The 15851-nt window shown below is 70.3% G+C and carries 10 protein-coding genes and 7 pseudogenes; 8 read left to right on the plus strand and 9 right to left on the minus strand.

Annotation, left to right across the window (positions count from 1 at the left end):
• The first annotated feature begins 100 nt into the window (after positions 1-100).
• Entirely contained in the window at positions 101-1549 is a 1449-nt protein-coding gene (locus ACFY8U_RS08250; RefSeq protein WP_389567283.1) for a glycosyltransferase 87 family protein, read from the plus strand.
• Positions 1550-1616: 67 nt separating this feature from the next.
• Positions 1617-2039, plus strand: a pseudogene (locus ACFY8U_RS08255) (SRPBCC family protein); the annotation flags it as partial.
• A gap of 54 nt (positions 2040-2093) precedes the next feature.
• On the opposite strand, the gene ACFY8U_RS08260 reads toward ACFY8U_RS08255, so the two are convergent.
• From ACFY8U_RS08260 to ACFY8U_RS08280, 5 genes are all read right to left on the minus strand, one after another.
• Positions 2094-2306 (minus strand): hypothetical protein, encoded by a 213-nt coding sequence (locus ACFY8U_RS08260; protein WP_389567286.1) that lies wholly within the window; start codon positions 2304-2306, stop codon positions 2094-2096.
• Between the two features lie 211 nt (positions 2307-2517).
• Complete coding sequence (locus ACFY8U_RS08265; protein WP_389567289.1) at positions 2518-3036, minus strand: hypothetical protein; 519 nt, start codon at positions 3034-3036, stop codon at positions 2518-2520.
• Entirely contained in the window at positions 3033-4283 is a 1251-nt protein-coding gene (locus ACFY8U_RS08270; protein ID WP_389567291.1) for a molybdopterin-dependent oxidoreductase, read from the minus strand. The genes ACFY8U_RS08265 and ACFY8U_RS08270 overlap by 4 nt, the downstream gene beginning before the upstream one ends.
• Before the next feature lie 747 nt (positions 4284-5030).
• Positions 5031-6215, minus strand: a complete 1185-nt coding sequence (locus tag ACFY8U_RS08275) for a cation:proton antiporter (protein ID WP_389567293.1) — start codon at positions 6213-6215, stop codon at positions 5031-5033.
• Positions 6216-6219: 4 nt separating this feature from the next.
• On the minus strand, positions 6220-6699 hold the full coding sequence (locus tag ACFY8U_RS08280; RefSeq protein WP_389567296.1) for a cation:proton antiporter regulatory subunit: 480 nt from the start codon (positions 6697-6699) through the stop codon (positions 6220-6222).
• A gap of 174 nt (positions 6700-6873) precedes the next feature.
• Between ACFY8U_RS08280 and ACFY8U_RS08285 the strand changes: the two are divergent.
• The 4 genes and pseudogenes from ACFY8U_RS08285 to ACFY8U_RS08300 form a co-directional block, all read left to right on the plus strand.
• Positions 6874-7101, plus strand: a pseudogene (locus tag ACFY8U_RS08285) (sodium-independent anion transporter); the annotation flags it as partial.
• A pseudogene (locus ACFY8U_RS08290) lies at positions 7089-8670 on the plus strand (potassium channel family protein); the annotation flags it as partial. The pseudogenes ACFY8U_RS08285 and ACFY8U_RS08290, both read left to right, overlap by 13 nt.
• A 164-nt stretch (positions 8671-8834) precedes the next feature.
• Positions 8835-9302: a universal stress protein gene (locus ACFY8U_RS08295; RefSeq protein ID WP_389567299.1), complete on the plus strand. Its 468-nt coding sequence runs from the start codon at positions 8835-8837 to the stop codon at positions 9300-9302.
• A gap of 110 nt (positions 9303-9412) precedes the next feature.
• Positions 9413-11251: a glycoside hydrolase family 15 protein gene (locus ACFY8U_RS08300; protein ID WP_389567301.1), complete on the plus strand. Its 1839-nt coding sequence runs from the start codon at positions 9413-9415 to the stop codon at positions 11249-11251.
• Positions 11252-11317: 66 nt separating this feature from the next.
• Here ACFY8U_RS08300 and ACFY8U_RS08305 read toward each other — a convergent pair.
• Together ACFY8U_RS08305 and ACFY8U_RS08310 are read right to left on the minus strand one after the other, a co-directional pair.
• Positions 11318-11837: pseudogene (locus ACFY8U_RS08305) on the minus strand (DM13 domain-containing protein); the annotation flags it as partial.
• Between the two features lie 131 nt (positions 11838-11968).
• A pseudogene (locus ACFY8U_RS08310) lies at positions 11969-12301 on the minus strand (MerR family transcriptional regulator); the annotation flags it as partial.
• On the opposite strand from ACFY8U_RS08310, the pseudogene ACFY8U_RS08315 reads away from it, so the two are divergent.
• Positions 12302-12670: pseudogene (locus ACFY8U_RS08315) on the plus strand (STAS domain-containing protein); the annotation flags it as partial.
• A gap of 406 nt (positions 12671-13076) precedes the next feature.
• A pseudogene (locus ACFY8U_RS08320) lies at positions 13077-13658 on the plus strand (site-2 protease family protein); the annotation flags it as partial.
• A gap of 591 nt (positions 13659-14249) precedes the next feature.
• Here the strand turns inward: ACFY8U_RS08320 and ACFY8U_RS08325 are convergent.
• Together ACFY8U_RS08325 and ACFY8U_RS08330 are read right to left on the minus strand one after the other, a co-directional pair.
• Positions 14250-15359, minus strand: a complete 1110-nt coding sequence (locus tag ACFY8U_RS08325) for an SPFH domain-containing protein (RefSeq protein ID WP_389567304.1) — start codon at positions 15357-15359, stop codon at positions 14250-14252.
• Positions 15360-15388: 29 nt separating this feature from the next.
• A complete protein-coding gene (locus ACFY8U_RS08330) occupies positions 15389-15826 on the minus strand; it encodes an NfeD family protein (protein WP_389567307.1) in 438 nt (145 codons plus the stop codon).
• Positions 15827-15851: the final 25 nt, after the last annotated feature.

Raw genomic sequence — 15851 nt, forward strand, 5'->3', positions numbered from 1 at the left:
CCCTGGCAAGGCCCCCGTGGGTGGTCGGAACACCTTACGAAACACGGACGCGCGGGGCGCCCGACCCCACTTCCAGAACTGTTCCTGGAACGCTGCGGACGTGAACTCGCGCACCGCCCTCACCGCCACGGCCCTCGCCGCACTCACCACCGCCCTCGTCCTCACCATCCGGTACGACGGCTACTTCGCCGACCCCGGCGGGCTGTTCTGGTGGTACGCGGCGTGCTGGGTGCTGTTCGCCGGGGCTCTGCTCGCGCTGCGCCGGGCTCCGTCCTCCCATGTCGCGCCCCTGCTCGTGGCCGGGGCGATCGCCGTCACGGTGACCGGACTGGTGGCGCCGCCCCGGACCAGCACCGACTCCTACCGATACGCCTGGGACGGCCGTGTCCAGTCGGCCGGCGTCTCCCCGTACGACCACGCTCCGCAGGACCCGGAGCTGGTCCGGCTGCGCGACTCGTGGCTATTTCCCACGGGGGCGGCCTGCACCGGCCCCGATCGTGCCCGCATCCCGCACCCCGGACCGGTACAGCACTGCACGCGTCTCAACCGGCCCGCCGTGCACACCATCTACCCGCCCGTGGCCGAGGCGTACTTCCTGGCCGTAGACAGCCTCTCCCCGGAAGGGGCCCGGCACAAGCCGCTCCAGATCGGCTCCGGCCTGATCTCCCTGGGCGTGACCGGTGCGGTGCTGCTGATCCTGCGCCGCAGGGGCACGGATCTGCGGCGGGCCGCGTACTGGGCGTGGTGCCCCGTCGTACCCATCGAAGCGGTCAACAACGCGCATGTGGACGTCCTCGGGGCGCTGCTGGCCGTGATCGGCCTAGGGCTCGTCGCCGTCCTTCCGGACCGTCGCTCGGCCGGCGGACTGGTCCTCGGCGCCGCTGTCGCCACCAAGCTCATGCCCGCCGTCGTCCTGCCGGGCGCGCTGTCGGGAGTCCGCCGCGTCCGCGATGCGGCCGTCGTGCTGCTGCCCGCCGCCGCGTTCACCGCGCTCGCCTACCTCCCGTACGTCCTCCTCTCAGACGGTTCCGTCTTCGGCTACCTCGACGGCTATGTGGAGGAGGAAGGCTACGACGACCCGGCGGACGGACCCCGGTACGCGCTGCTCCGCCTGGTCCTGCCCGACAGCTGGGCGCTCCCCGTGGTCCTCGTCGTCATGGCGGGCGTGTGCCTGTATGTGATGTGGCGCGGTGACCCGCACCGGCCATGGAGCGGCGCACTCCTGGTCACCGGCTGGGCCTTCGCCCTCCTCACGCCCGGCTATTCCTGGTACGCCCTGCTCCTGGTCGCCCTCGTCGCGCTGGACGGACGCTGGGAATGGCTCGGCGTCGCCCTGGCCGGCCCAGCCGTCTACGTCTTCGGCCGGGTCTTCGACCACCGGGAGCCGACTGCCGCGATCGCGTACGGCCTTGCGGCCCTCCTCGTCCTCGCGGCCGCTGCCGTGCGGCGACGCCGCGGAACCGGAACGCGTCAGCCCGAAGACGTCTCCGTCCAGACATCGGGGCCGGGGTCGCCGCCCCGGGCCCGGACCGCGAGCCGGCCGATGTAGTGGCGCCGGCCCCCGGCGTGCGCGGCGCGTGCCTCTGGGGAGGGGAGCTCGCTGTGGACCAGGCGCGATGAAGGCCAGCGTCCTGACCGAGACGGTGATCGCCGTACCGTGCGACCGGGTCGCCTCCGGAGCGGCCGACCCCTCGCACGCCCCGGAGTGGTACTCCAACATCGACTCCGTCACGTGGCAGACCCCGCCGCCCGTCGCAATCGGCTCCCGGATCGCGTTCACCGCCCGCTTCCTCGGCCGGCGCCTCGCCTACACCTACGAGATCACCGCCTACGAGCCGGGCCGGAGGCTGGTGATGCGGACCAGCGAGGGCACCTTCCCCATGGAGACCACCTACACATGGGAACCTCACGGGGAAGCCGGCGACCGCACTCGCATGACACTGCGGAACCGGGGCGAGCCCAGCGGCTTCGCCGCACTCGCCGCCCCCGCGGTTGCGTCCGCGATGCGCCGCGCCCAGAGCAAGGACCTGGCACACCTCAAGTCGCTGCTGGACCGGCAGGTCCGAGGCTGGCCATCCTGCCTCGATCCCCCGTCACTTGGGCGGCAGTGTGCTCGCGAAACCCACGGCTGTCGTAATCCAGGGGTCGAGGACCTGATCCTCCGCGAGCGCGGGGCCGCCGATGGTCACCCAACCGCGCATGGGCTTGCCCGTGAAGTCCATCGGGCGGGCCTCCGGGCGGGCCAGGGCCACCTCGGCGTGCTCAGGGCCCACCCGGGCGATCAGCTCGTCGCCGATCACGCCCACGGTCACGTTCCCCGAGCCGGAAGGCCAGGCCGCCGAACATGCTCTTCTCGGTGAGGTCCGGCCGCTCACCGAGCCCGTCCCGGATCCGCTGGGCCAGCCCTTCGTCGTACGTCACGGAACCCACTCTTCCGCACGACCCGGCGACGCGCCCTGCGGGAGAGGCCGCCAGCCGACCGGCACCGCTCGGGTCTCGAGCCGCCGTCCCTCGCCGTCACCGCGCGGCTTCGCGTGCTCGTCGCTCACGACGTGCCGCTCGTCGTCGAGGCGCCGATTCATGCCACCTTCGGACGAGGAGGATCGCTGCCGAGGCGACGAAGAGCGCGGCTGTGATCAGCAGCCAGCGTCCCAGGAACCCGTCGGCCGGGAGCCCTGTGTACACGGTGTAGTGGTCGACCCGGCCCAGGATCAGTGGCCACCAGACCAGCAGCAGAAGCCCCGATACGAAGACCGGAACACGCACGTAGTTGACGCTCGGCCTCGGCGGCTCCTCCCCCGCACCTGCCTTCTCCCTGAACAGGCGCTGCACGGCCCGGTCGGTCACCGCGTAGAAGGGGAGCAGGACGAGGTCGTGGAGGAGCGCGGCCCCGACGAACCACAGGGCCACGCCCAGGGTGTCCCCTTTGAGCAGACGGACGCCGGCGTACGCGGCGAGTGCGAAGGAGGCCAGCACAAGGAGCAGGTGGAACGGGGAAGCTCCGTAGCGGCGGCGGAAAGCGGCGTTGTGGCTCATGCCGATTCTCCGAAGGTGATCCGGGTGACCCATTTGGTGTTGTGGACGCCGGGCGCGCCGGGGACGATCACGCGGGCCGGGTAGCCGTGGTCCCGCGAGAGCGCGGCTCCGTTGACGCGTACGGCCAGAAGTGAACGGTGGTCTCGTACCTGGTTGTCCCTCAGGGCGACGGAGCTGAACGCCCCTCCCCGCTGTACCGATTCCACCAGGGCCCGCGGGGTGTCCGTGCCGCGCCCGACCAGTGCGGCCAAGTCCGTGAGCCGAACGCCGCTCCACAGCTGGTCGGGGGTCGACCAGCCCTCGACGCAGGCGATGGGCAACGCCGCTTCGTGCTGCTCCATGGCCAGGAGCGCATCTCGGGTCAGCACGACCTGGCGGCCCGCGCTGCGCACGGTCAGCCGCCAGGCGGGGCCGATGTCGCTGGGCCGGATCCCGACGGATGCCGCGGTCTTGTTGATCTGGAAACCGTTCGGTCCTGAGCCGGGATCCCTGCCGTGCGGGGCAAGCAGCGCCGTGTGGCGCCACCAGCCGCCCACGCTCTGCCCGGCCGTCACCACGAACAGTGCCAGGGACCCCAGTCCGACCATGCCCAGGGCGCCCCTCCGTGAGATGGTCGGCGGCGCCGGCCGGGGCGACACAAGGCCGGCCGTCTCCTCCGTACCGGCTTCCGGCAGCTCGCGTCCGTACCTCACCGCGCGCAGGGCACGCGGCAGCCGGAAGGCCACGTGCACCACGAAGGCGCCGATGAACACCCACGCCCCGTAGAAGTGGAGGACGTAGAAGGAGCCCGGAAAGATGTAGTGCAACTGGACGTTGAGGATGCCTGTGGCGAACTCGAAGCCGGCGCCGCCCACCAGCAGGAGCAAGGACAGGCGCTCGATGCCGTGGCTGACCGACCGTACGGGCGGCCACTGGAACAGCTTGGGGATGACCGACCACAACTTCGCCAGCAGGACCGGCACGAGGGCGACGCCCAGGACCACGTGTACGCCCTGGTTCACCCGGTAGAGCCAGTACGGCGAGGTCGGCCAGGAGAACAGGTAGAAGCCGAGCCACCCCTTGTCCGGCGTCTGGTCGTTGACCGGCGACAGATCCGGGTTGTACGCGGCGTACGACAGCAGGCCCGTTACGAACAGCAGCGTGATGCCGACCAACAGGACGAGTCCGAGCACAGCGGTCAGCCACAGCCCCCGCAGCGGGCTGCGCCAGAACTCCGGCCGCGCCGGCCCCGGCGGGGGCCCCGACACGGCAGCCCACAGACGCGTCAGCGGAGCCGACCGCTTCGCAGGCTCCGACGGCACCCGGGATGGGGGCTCGGGCCGATTCCGCTCGCCGTTGCTCGCCTCCACCGGGACACCTCCGCACGCTCGCCGATCGTCGGAGACGAACATCCCGCACCGGAAACCGGGCCGAGCCCGTGACACGCCCACCCGAGGCCGCCCAGTGCCTCCCATGGGCGCCGTACAACGTCGATGCACCTCGCCTGCGTGGCGTCCCAGCGACCGGGCACCCCTGACCGGCGTCCGCAACTACCTCCGCGCCGGCCTTCACGAAGTCAAGGCTCCACGCGACAGCTGTGGTTCACAGCTTGAGGCGCCGATAGGCACGCGAGCGTGGATGAGTCGGGCGATCGCCGTTCCGATGCCTGATGCCGCGAGGAGGCAGGCCAAGCGTCCGAGTTCGTAGGGGCTGCCCAGGTGAGCCGGCCCATGGGCGGCGTGGCGAAGGCATTGAGGATGAGCCAGCAGGCCAGGGCGCTGCCGGGTGCAGCGACCAAGCGGGCCCCTGCGCTCACCAGAGCCACCAGCAGGGACAGAGCGATGAGATCGAGAGTGGCATCGCCTTGTTGGTCGAGGAAGTTGAAGGCGGTAACCAGGGCCAAGGCCGCAAGGGAGGTCACGGCCCAGACCGACGGCGTGGTGACGGGGTCGGGTACGGGACGGACGCCGTTCCGGGACGTGGGCGCAGCCGCTGAACCTCCCCATCCACACGCCTCACGACGCCGGTGGCCTACCCTCCTGCAGCTCGGGTGCCGGCTTGGAGGGGCGGGGAGGACCGCCGACAAAGCGGGTGAGGACGGGGCCGGCGATGGCGAGGATGAAGACGTACGCAGTCACCAGGGGGCCCAGCGTGCCGTGCATGGTTCCGACAAGTCCGACGATGACGAGGGAGAACTCCCCGCGGGCGATGAGTGCGGTCCCCGCGCGCCATCGCCCGCGGCGACCGACCCCGTCGCGGGCGGCCGCGTACCGCCCGGTGACGACTTTCGTGACGAGCGTGACGGCGGCCAGCGCGAGCGCGGCGGGCAGCACGGCTACCATGTCGCTGGGGTCGACGGACAGGCCGATCGCCAGAAAGAACACCGCGGCGAAGAGATCACGTAGGGGGCTGAGCACGGCCCGCGTGCGGGTCGCGGTCTCCCCGGTCAGTGTCAGCCCCACGAGGAACGCGCCGACGGCGGCCGAGGCGTGGACGAGCTCGGCCAGCGCCGCGACGATCAGGGTGAGGCCCAGGACCCGTAGCAGCAGTTGTTCCGCATCGGGGTGGGAGACGAGCCTGCCGAGATGGTGTCCCCAGCGGTAGGAGACGGTGAACGCGGCCAGGACCGCGCCGACGGCGGCGAGTACGCCCAGGATCGCCTGCCACCACAGCCCGCCGGAGGCCAGGACGGCGAGGACAGGCAAGTAGAGGGCCATGGCGAGGTCTTCGAGGACGAGGACCGACAGGATCGCGGGGGTCTCCCGGTTGCCGAGGCGGTGCAGGTCGGACAGCAGGCGGGCGACGATGCCGGAGGACGAGATGTACGTGGCGCCGGCCAGGGCGAGGATCCCGATCCCGTCCATCCCGAGCAGCCATCCGGCCACCGCGCCCGGAGCGGCGTTCAGCGCCGCGTCGACCAGCGCCGACGGCACGTGCCGCCGCATCCCGACCGCGAACTCGGCCAGCGAGAACTCCAGACCGAGCACAAGCAGAAGCAGGATCACTCCGATGGCGGCGCCGGTCTCGACGAACGCACCCGCCGCCGGGACAGGGGCGATCCCCCCTTCGCCCACGGCAAGTCCCGTGAGCAGGTAGAGCGGGATCGGCGAGAGCGTGTAGCGCCGCGCCAGTGTCCCGAGCACGCTCAGGGCAGCGAGAATCACGCCCAGCTCCAGCAGCAGCGCGACCGGCGTACGCACGCCCTCAGCCCCGGATGATCTGTTCCACGCCCGTGATGCCCTCGTGGGTACCGATCACCACCAGGACGTCCCCGCCCAGGAGAAGCTCCTGCGGCGTGGGCGAGGCGATCACCTCTTCGCCCCGGACCACCGCGACGATCGACGCCCCGGTCCGTGTCCGCGCCCGCGTGTCACCCAACGGCCTGCCGTCGAACGCGCTGCCCGCCCCCACCTCGACTTGTCCCGACGCCAGACCGGGCACCTCCTTGGTCAGGTCCGCGAACCGTTCCGCGATCCTCGGGGCGCCCAGGATCTCCGCGACCGCATCCGCCTCCTCGTTGTTGAGCTCGACCACCGGCCGCCCCTCGTCCGGATCCTCCGCCCCGTAGACGACCAGCTCGAAGTCACCCGTACGCCTGGCCACCACCGCCACCCGCTCACCCCGGTGATTCGTGAACTCGTAGCGCAATCCCACGCCGGGCAGCAGCACCTCCGTGACGTCCATCCACCCATCGTCAAGCCGCGCGGAAAGGGCGGCATGTGCAGAGGGCCCGAGCGGGTACCAGGGTGCCGTCGACGTAAGCGCGGCACCTCCCCCGGGCCGCCTGATGGTCTCGCTGCTCGTGGCAGCGAGACCATCAGTGATCGCGCGGCTCGGGTGACTGGTACCTGGGCGGCCCCGCTGATCGCCGCCGGCCTGGCACTCATGGTCTTCTTCCCGAAGATCACCACCGTGATCCCCGCCCCGCTGGTGTCCATCGTCATCCTCACCGTCATCACCGTCGGCGCGGCCATCGCGGTGCCGACCGTCGGCGACAAGGGCGCCCTGCCGTCCTCCCTGCCGGTGCCGGTCCTGCCCGACGTGCCGTTCACGCTCGACACGCTGACGACGATCGCCCCGCACTCCGCATGTACAACCGCAAGCTCGGCCAACAGCTGGAGGAGCTGCTCGACCAAGCCGCGCTCGTGCACTCCCCCGGCATGGACCGGGCCATCCTCGACGCCTCCACGACCGTCCTGTCCGACGCGGACACCGCGGCCCCCGCCCTCGCCGCCACCGCCGTAGCCGGCACGAGCAAGGTCATCCAGGCCGACGGCGTCCTGCTGCGGGCCGCCGAACACAACCGCCCGGGCGCGGCGAGGAACCGGACACCGGGCTGTGCACCCTGGCGCTGCTGTCGTCCACGACCGCCGACCCGGCGGGCGCCGAAGGCTCGGAGGCCAGCGGCCCGCAAGGCCCCGTCCTCCTGCCCGACGACCGCACCGTGGCGGGCAGCACAGGGCGCGGCAGCGTCGTCTGGAAACCGTCCAGTACGCCGGTCCCGCCCTGCCCGCTCGACGCCTGGCCCACCGTGGGGCGCCGCTGCGCGAGCTCTTCTCCAGCCGTCTGCGGTGAGCGCTCGCCGGGATCGTGGCCTCCGTACTCGCCCTTACGCTCACCACCACCGCGCTCACCGATGCCGACCCGGTGCACACCGCGTACATCACGCTGCTCGACCTGTGCTCCATCAACGACCCCGCGATCGACGCACCGGCCACCCACCAGATCCTCCAGCTCCTGTCCGGTCTCGTCGGCCTCGCCCTGCTCCCCCTCCTCGTCGCCGGAGCACTGGAAGCGCTCGGCACCTTCCCCAGCACGGGCGCCCTGCGCCGTCCGCCCCCGCGGCCTGTCCGGCCACGTCGTCCTGCTCGGCTTCGGAAAGGTCGGCAGCCGGGTGCTGGCCCGGCTGCGAGAACTCGACATCCCCGTGGTCTGCGTCGAGGAGGACCCCGATGCCCGCGGCATCCCTCTCGCCCGCAGCCTCCACGTGCCGGTCGTCCTCGGAGACGTCACCGATGACGGCATCCTGGAGGCGGCGAAGATCCATCGGGCGCACGCCCTGCTCGCCCTCGCCAGCTCCGACACCACCAACCTGGAGGCCGCGCTCTATGCCCGTACCGTGAAGGCCGATCTGTGCGTGACCCTGCGGCTGTACGACGACGAGTTCGCCACTGCCGTCTACCGCGTCCTGCGCACCGCCCACCCCGAGGCCCTCACCCGCAGCCGCAGCGTCACCCACCTCGCGGCACCCGCGTTCGCCGGCGCCATGATGGGCCGCCAGATCCTCGGCACCATCCCCGTCGAGCGCAAGGTCCTCCTCTTCGCCGCCCTCCTCGTCGAGCGCAAGGTCCTCCTCTTCGCCGCCCTCCTCGTCGCCGGACACCCCCAGTTCGAAGGACGTACCGTCTCCGAAGCCTTCCGCCCCGGCGCCTGGCGCGTCCTCGCCATCGACACGGCCGCACCCAGCACACGCCGTCCGATCTCGCATCCGCCCGTCACGACGGTGAGCAGCCCCAGCTGCTGTGGGACCTCCACCCCGGCTATGCCATGCGACCGGAAGACCGCGTCGTCATCGCCGCCACCCGACGCGGTCTCGCCGAACTGCTGGGGAGACCTCACGCGAGTGCCGGCACGGACACGCAATCCCCGGGCTGATCGGCGGGCATGCGGACAGCACCCTTCCACCCTGTCAACAGGAAGCGACTTCGACCATCAGTCTCCCGCCCGGATACAGAGCAGCGGTCTGGGGTATGCGCCCTTTGAGGGACGATTCGCGGCTTTCGAGTGGCATCGTCGGCCATCGAAGGGAGTGACCTGACGTGCGGGCCGAAGCGGGTAGTAAACGGGTCGTCGTGGGCATCGATGGCTCCCCGGCCTCCTACGCGGCCCTGCACTGGGCCGTGGACTACGCGCGGATGGCCGGAGCGGGCGTCGAGGCGGTGGCGGCGTACGACGTGACAGGAGCGATCGGCTGGTCGGCCCCTGCGATGGATGCGGCCCTCAATGCCGAAGAGGCAAAACGCACACTGAGCGCCGAGATCGGAGACGTTCTCGGCACGCTCCACGACGTACCGGTAGAGGAGCACATGGTGCGCGGGAACGCCGTCCAGGCACTGATCACCGCAGCCGAAGGCGCCGAGCTGCTGGTCGTCGGAAATCGAGGCAGGGGCGGCTTCGCCCGGTTGCTGCTCGGTTCCGTGAGCCAGCAGTGTGCTCTGCACGCCTCGTGCCCCGTCGTCATCCTCCGTGCGCCCGAGGACAGCCACGACGACACTGTGGCGGCGTAGGCCGGCAGCACCGACGTGAACGCGGCTGAGTCCAGACCGAGCGGAGCCGCGCCGGCCGCCCGCTCGCGCAGCACCAGGAGGGGCGCCATGACCCGGTCAGGCCGCACGCGATGAGCGAGGGGCTCCCGCTCGTCCGACAGGCCGGATACCTGCCGCTGGAGGACCACGGGTTGATCGGCGATGGGAGTACGTGTGCGCTAGTGGGGCGGGACGGATCAACGGGGTTCCTGTGCGTGCCGAGGTTCGACTCACCCGCTCTGGTCTGTCCCCTACTCGACCGGGAGCGCGGAGGTGCCTTCCACCTCACCGTGGCCGCTGCGGCGGAGAGCCGTCAGTACTACGTCCCGGGCACCGGTGTGCTCGTCACCGAGATCCGGTCGACAGAGGGCACGGTCCGGATCACCGACACCATGCTGCTGCGCCCTGGCGCGGCGCTCGAAGAGGACGCCCACGCAGGCACCGGAACCTTTCTGCGCCTGGTGGAGGTGGTGCACGGGCGGGCCGAGATCGGGCTCCGGCTGGAGCCCCGAGGCGGAGCCTCGATACGGCGCGCCGGTGAAGACGTGCGACTCGCTGCCTCCACTCATCGGGTCGAACTGCTCCTCCGGGGATCCCGTCCGCTGCCTGCCTGGCCGGGTGTCACGAGCATGCGCGAGGGGGATCGCTGCTGGGTCTGCCTGCAGTGGGAGCCAGGCGCCAGACCGCCCCGTTACGCCGACGGCGCCGTCGCGGAGACGATCCGTGTCTGGCGCCGTTGGTCCGACTTCCTCGTACAGGACGTCCCGCACCGCGATCTGGTGCACCGGTCGGCCATCACCCTCAAGCTGTTGGACTACTTCGCCAACGGGGCGATCGTCGCCGCCGCGACCTCCTCGCTGCCGGAGCGGATCGGCGGCGACCGCAACTGGGACTACCGCTACGCCTGGGTCAGGGACGCCGCGTACACGGTCTTCGCGCTTCGCCGGATCGGCCTCCCGGTGGAGGCCGGCGGGTTCCTGACCTGGGTACTGGACGCGGTCGAGAATTCAGGCGGGCCACGAGTCGTCTACGACATTGACGGCCGCCCGGCACCTGCAGAGACCATCGATCCCGAACTTGAGGGCTATCGTCGCTCCTCCCCCGTGCGCTGGGGGAACGACGCGGCCCATCAGGTCCAGCACGACGCGTACGGGGAGATCCTGGACTGCGCGTTCCAGTGGGCGGCGACCGGTGGGTCCTTCGACGCCCGGCTGTGGGAGCGGCTCCGGTCCCTGGCCGAGGCCGCCCGTACGGCCTGGGCAAGGCCCGACCACGGCATCTGGGAGGTACGGTCGCCTGCGCGTCCCTTCACCTACTCGGCGGCGATGTGCCAGGTGGCACTGGACCGCGCGGCGAGACTTTCCCGCCGCCTGCACCTGCCCGGCGACCCGCGTGCCTGGGAGCAGGACGCCGAAGCGATCAAGAGCCGCATCCTCTCCGACGCGTGGGACCCCGCCCTCCGCGCGCTGACCGAGCACCTGAGCCCCGACGGAGGGCTGGACGCCTCTCTTCTCGGGCTGCCGCTGCGCCGGGTCCTGCCAGCCGACCATCCCAAGATGATCGCCACCTGCCGGGCGGTGGCCGAGCGGCTCGACGCGGGCGGCGGGCTCCTGTACCGGTATCTACCCGCGGAGTCGCCGGACGGCGTCGGCGGGCGCGAGGGGGCGTTCGTCCTGTGCGGTTTCTGGCACGTGGACAACCTGGTCGGCCAAGGGCGCCTCGCCGAAGCCACAGAACTCTTCGAGCGGCTGTGCGCGTACACCAACCCGCTGGGCCTGCTGCCGGAACAGATCGATCCGGGCACGGGTGCGTTCCTCGGCAACGTTCCCCAAGCCCTCAGCCACGTCGGGCTGATCTCATCCGCCGTACTCATCGGCCGCACCGACCGCGGACTCAAACCCGAACTCTCCACCCAAGCCTGGTTCGAGTGAGTCTTCCCGCAGGCGTGGAGAAGGGGCAGCGGGCGGGCGCACCCGGAGCGGACTCGCGTGGAGTACTGCCAGCTCGGCGGCGCCGAAGGAGGCGTCGAAGCGGTCGCACCAGACAGCGACGCTGGTGAGACCGGTCAGATCAGTGTCCGCGGAGACGGCATAGTCCTGGTCTCCCTTGTTGCCCTTCAGCTCGCCCAGGCTGGCGTACTTCCCGTCGTCGAAGACGTGCCAGCCCGCCTTGCCCTCCTTGACCGGCGCATCGGTCAGCCAGACGCGCAGGTCAAGGCCGTTGCTGGTGTCCAGGTTCTCCAGGCGCACCGTGTGCGAGCCGGGCAGCCGGATGAGCTTCACCGTGCCGGTGGTCGCGTGCTCGTGGTTGGTCGATCAGGGAACCCTGAGCGACCGTCTGCCGCCCCTCCTCCGTCGGAGACGGGGACGTGGACGGGAGCACGGACGTCGTCGGCTCCGGCCCAGTCGAGGTCGGAGCCACGCTCGGGAGCGCTTCTTCGACGGTCTCGTCCTGCCACAGCTTCCACGGCTGGAACCAGACCCCGACAAGTACAATCGCGTCCACGCTCTCACCCACGCCGACCTCGGCGACAGCCTCGCCGCCCAGGCCCGCGCCGACGAGGCCGTCGCCGCCTGGACCCAGGCCCTGGTCCTCATGGAGGGCATGACCTCCGACCGGACCCGCAAGGCCATCTCCTCAGGCGCGGGTGGCGGGGTGTTCTGCTCCAAGCGGGCGCGGAGGGTGCCTTCGAAGTCTTCGGCGCGGGCGAGCTGGACGCGGAGCTTCTCGACCTGCTCGGCGGCGGCCTGCTGGTACTCGCGCACGCGCTCCAGAATGGCCTCGCGCTCGTGGACGTCGAGGTCGAATTCGGAGTCGAGGCGGTCGGTGGCATCCAACAGCTCGCGCATCTGGTCCAGAGTGAAGCCGAGCGGCTTCATCCGGCGGATGACCATGAGGCGGGCGACGTCTGTCTCCGTGTAGAGGCGGAAGCCGCCCTGGGAGCGGGCGGAGGGCACGACGAGGCCGGTCTCCTCGAAGTGAACCTGGCCCTCGGCGTCGTCGTCGGCTCCGTGGCCGCGATGGTCGTGTTCGCCAGGCGCGTCGCCCACCTCGCCGACGTCACGGCCGTCACCGACCCGGACGGCACGACGGTGGTCTACCGGGTGACCGGAGAGCTGTTCTTCGCGTCGTCCAACGAACTCATCGGCCACTTCGACTACGCCGCCGACCCGGACAAGGTCGTCATCGACCTGTCCGCCGCGCACATCTGGGACGCCTCTTCCGTGCCCGCCCTCGACACCATCGAGACGAAGTACGCCCAGCGCGGCAAGACCGTCGAGATCATCGGGCTCAACGACCCCAGCGCAGACCTCCACAGCAAGCTGACCGGCGAGCTCACCAGCCACTGACCGGAGGCGAGCACGCTCGCACAAAGGACCCCCGGCCTTCAGGGGCGGGGGTCCTCGACTCTTCCCAGCGCGGCCCTCGATGCCGAGTGGTTCCGTTATGGCGCGGGCTCGACTCCCGTCACCCCCTGAACGCTGCCGCCGACGATGACTGTACGGGGAACGCGTGAGCAGCTCGCCGTGCGGGACGGGCCGCACTCGGCGGGAGGGATGACCGGTGAGGCTTGAGAAGGGGCCGGCAAGCCGTGCCTCGTGTGAAGTAGCAGCGCTCCTGCGGGTGGGCCCCAGGCACCGGGTCGGCGAGCAACACTGTGAGTAGGCGGACACCGTAAGGATCCGATCACCGGGAGCGCCCCGTGGGCCTGCGGCTCGGGCGGGGAACCGCCTGCTGGAGCCATGGAAGATGGCGATGAACGGCTCGGTACGGATCGGACGAGTTCTCGGCGTGCCGCTGCGCATTCAGTGGACTGTGCCCCTGCTTGTGGTCCTTTTCGGATACAGCCTGGGAAGCCAGACGCTCCCCGTCTGGCTTCCGGGCCGGTCGAACGCCACGTACACGGTCGCCGGGCTGGTGGGGGCCGTGCTGCTCATCGGGAGCCTGCTGGCTCATGAGGCCGCTCACGCGTTCATCGCCCGGAGGAAGGACATCCCTGTCCAGGACGTCACGCTCTGGGCGCTGGGCGGGATGACCCAGATGGGCAAGCCGCGCACAGCCGGCGCGGCCTTCCTGGTAGCCGTCGGCGGGCCGCTCACCAGCCTTGTCGTCGGCGCGGTGGCGCTCGGTGCGGGAGTCGGGCTGAACGCGCTGTTCGGCTGGGCGGTGCTGGCCGCGGTGTTGGTGTGGCTGGCGTGGGTGCACTTCTTGCTGGGAGTGTTCAGTCTGCTGCCCGCGGCGCCGCTGGACGGAGGACGTGTGGTGCAGTCCGTCATCTGGTGGCGTACCGGGGATCGGGACCGGGCCGAACGAGCAGCCGCACGCAGTGGCCAGGTACTCGGCTTCCTGCTGATCGCCGGCGGCTGGATCTCCGTCCTTCGCGGCACCTTCGGCGGTCTGTGGCTGATGATCATCGGCTTCTTCGTCCTCATCGTCGCCAAGGCGGAGCGACGGCAGGCCGGAATGGCCTCAGCCCTGCACGGGGTACGAGCGGCCGACGCCATGTCGAGCCCCGTGGAGACCTGCCCCGACTGGCTCACAGTGGAATGCTGCGTCGACGACGTGGCAATGCGGGCCCGCGATTCCACCCTGCCCCTGATCGACTTCGAAGGCCGCCCCAGCGGCCTGGTCGACCTGTCGTACTTCGCGAAGATCCCCGTGACGCAGCGCACGGAACTGCGCGTACGTGACGTGGCGACCCCGCTGTCGCAGTGCACCACCTGCGCGCCGGACGACCTCTTGGAAGACGTTCTCGAAAAGGCCCGCCCGAGCAGGAGCGGCATACGGATCCTCTCGTGGGCAAGGGCGTCGCGGTCTCGATCTTCTGGTAGGCCGGTATGGCGAGGGAGCCCGCCCACTCGGCGACCCCGGCGGCGGCCCGCTGCGGCGTGGTCGTGTCGGGAGTCCCGGGGCCCTCGCCGTCGGCGCTCAATCGCCGGACGTCTGCCCCCGGCCCGGCACCTGGGGCGCCCTCGCGGCCTCGGCTTCGGCCTTCGCGTCGCTCACGACGGCGTCGGCCTGCTTCGCGACCTCTTCAGCAGCCGCGGCGGCATCGAGCGAAAGCGACGAGCCTGCCTCGAGCTCCGGGGCCCCGCCTTCGTCCGGCGCTCCGTCAGCATCGGTAGTGGTTGCTTCCTGCGGTTGCGCAGATCTGGGAAGACCCATCGTTGAGTGATCGCCGAATGCGTGGGTGACGGCGCGAACTGCCTCGGTCAGCTCGCCTGGGATCACCCAGAACGTGTTGTTGTCGCTCTTCGCCAGGTGCGGGAGCGTCTCGAGGTACTTGTAGGCCAGGATCTTCGGGTCGGCATTGTTGCGATGGACGGCCTGGAAGACGCGCTCCACCGCCTTGGCCTCGCCGTCCGCCCGCAAGATCATGGCTTGCTGGGTGCCCTGTGCTTCCAGGATGTCCTTCTGCTTCGTGCCCTCCGCGGTAAGGATCTTGGCCTGCCGCTCCCCTTCGGCGTGCAGGATGGCCGCGCGCTTGTCGCGCTCGGCCCTCATCTGCTTCTCCATGGCCTCTTTGATGGTGTGCGGCGGATCGATGGCCTTGATCTCGACACGGTTGACCCGGATGCCCCACTTGCCGGTGGCGTCGTCGAGGACGGTGCGGAGCCGGGTGTTGATCTCCTCGCGTGAGGTGAGCGTCTGCTCCAGGTCCATGGAGCCGATGACGTTCCGCAGGGTGGTCACGGTGAGCTGATCGATCGCATGCAGGTAGTCAGCCACCTCGTAGGCCGCCGCCCTCGGGTCGGTGATCTGGTAGTAGAGCACGGTGTCGATGTTCACCACGAGGTTGTCCTCGGTGATCACCGGCTTGGGCTCGGACGAATACACCTGCTCGCGCACGTCGAGTTTGGTGTTGACACGGTCCGCCACCGGCACGACGAAGTTCAGGCCGGGTTGCAGCGTCCGCCGATACCGGCCGAACCGCTCGATGTTGTAGCGACGCGCCTGCGGCACGATCCGCACCGTGGCGGCCACGAGGAAGACAACAACAATCGCCGCCACAAGAATCGGGATGACAACCGGATCCACACTTCCTCCCTTGCTACCTGTTCAACCGTTCACGGAAGGAGTTCGCGGGGGTAGACGACCGCTGTAGCACCTTCGATCTCCATGACGTCCACCAGCGCCCCCACCGGGATCACATGGCTTTCGTCGAGGGCACGAGCCGACCAATCCTCCCCGGAGATCTTGATCAGGCCGCGGCTCGCGGTGACCTCCTGCACGACCTCGGCCCGCTTGCCGATCAGCGCGTCGCTGCCCTCGCGTGTGAGCGGAGCCTGTGCCATATGACGCAGCGCGACAGGACGGACGATGAGGAGACCCGCTGCCGCAGCCACCCCGAGCGCCACAAGCTGGCCAAGAAGGCCGATGCCCACACCAGCGACGACAGCGGCAACCAATGCGGCGCCCGCCAGCAACCCGAAAACCAGCGTCAGGGTGAAGAACTCCGCGACACCAAGCACCCCGGCGGTGAGCAGCCAAACGAACCACGGCATCGAGTCAGCCTCCGTCAGAGATCTA

It is taken from the genome of Streptomyces sp. NPDC012508, from assembly GCF_042902595.1.
Lineage (GTDB): Bacteria > Actinomycetota > Actinomycetes > Streptomycetales > Streptomycetaceae > Streptomyces.